Origin of the sequence: Pseudomonas sp. 22515 (assembly GCF_052044625.1) — a bacterium.
GTDB classification, from domain to species: Bacteria; Pseudomonadota; Gammaproteobacteria; order Pseudomonadales; family Pseudomonadaceae; genus Aquipseudomonas; species Aquipseudomonas alloputida.
The window spans coordinates 1-822 of record NZ_JBQENN010000072.1; the positions used below are offsets into that span (position 1 = coordinate 1).

At 64.0% G+C, this 822-nt stretch carries 1 protein-coding gene; it reads left to right on the plus strand.

Annotated features, from left to right (window positions below):
- Positions 1 to 152 precede the first annotated feature (152 nt).
- Positions 153 to 755: a recombination mediator RecR gene (gene recR, locus ACTJJN_RS26985; RefSeq protein ID WP_003254304.1), complete on the plus strand. Its 603-nt coding sequence runs from the start codon at positions 153 to 155 to the stop codon at positions 753 to 755.
- The last annotated feature ends 67 nt before the right edge of the window (positions 756 to 822 follow it).

Below are 822 nucleotides of genomic sequence, written 5' to 3' on the forward strand. Positions count from 1 at the left end.
AGCATAGAGTGCCGGGGCTGCTTAGCAGCCCTTTCGCGACACAAGGCCGCTCCCACAAAAAAGCAGACCTTGCAGGCTTTGGGCGAGGTGATTTGACGCCACCGCCCCCGCTGGGTATAAACCGCCTCTTATTGAATTGTCAGGCCTTTCCCATGAGCTTCAGCCCTCTCATCCGCCAACTGATCGACGGCCTGCGCATCTTGCCAGGCGTTGGCCAGAAAACCGCCCAGCGCATGGCCCTGCAACTGCTCGAGCGCGACCGCAGTGGCGGGCTGCGCCTGGCTCAGGCCTTGACCCAGGCCATGGAAGGGGTAGGGCATTGCCGCCAGTGTCGCACCCTCACCGAGCAGGAACTGTGCCCGCAGTGCGCCGACCCGCGCCGTGACGACACCCAGCTGTGCGTGGTCGAGGGGCCGACCGATGTGTATGCGGTGGAGCAGACGGGCTACCGTGGCCGTTACTTCGTGCTCAAGGGGCACCTGTCGCCGTTGGATGGCCTGGGGCCTGAGGCGATCGGTATTCCGCAGCTGATGGCACGGATCGAAGAGCAGGGCACCTTTACCGAGGTGATCCTGGCGACCAACCCGACGGTGGAGGGGGAGGCGACGGCGCATTACATTGCCCAGTTGCTGAGCGAGAAAGGCTTGGTGGCGTCTCGGATTGCCCATGGTGTGCCGCTGGGCGGTGAGCTGGAGATGGTGGACGGTGGTACCTTGGCCCATGCCTTTGCAGGGCGCCGGCCCATTTCGCTCTGATTCATTGGGGCCGCTTGGCGGCCCATTCGCGGGTAAACCCGCGCCTACAAAAAATGCGCGGCCTTTG

Bases quoted from the DNA above. Each gene is read 5' to 3' on its own strand.
- recR (WP_003254304.1), top strand. From the start codon at position 153: ATGAGCTTCAGCCCTCTCATCCGCCAACTGATCGACGGCCTGCGCATC.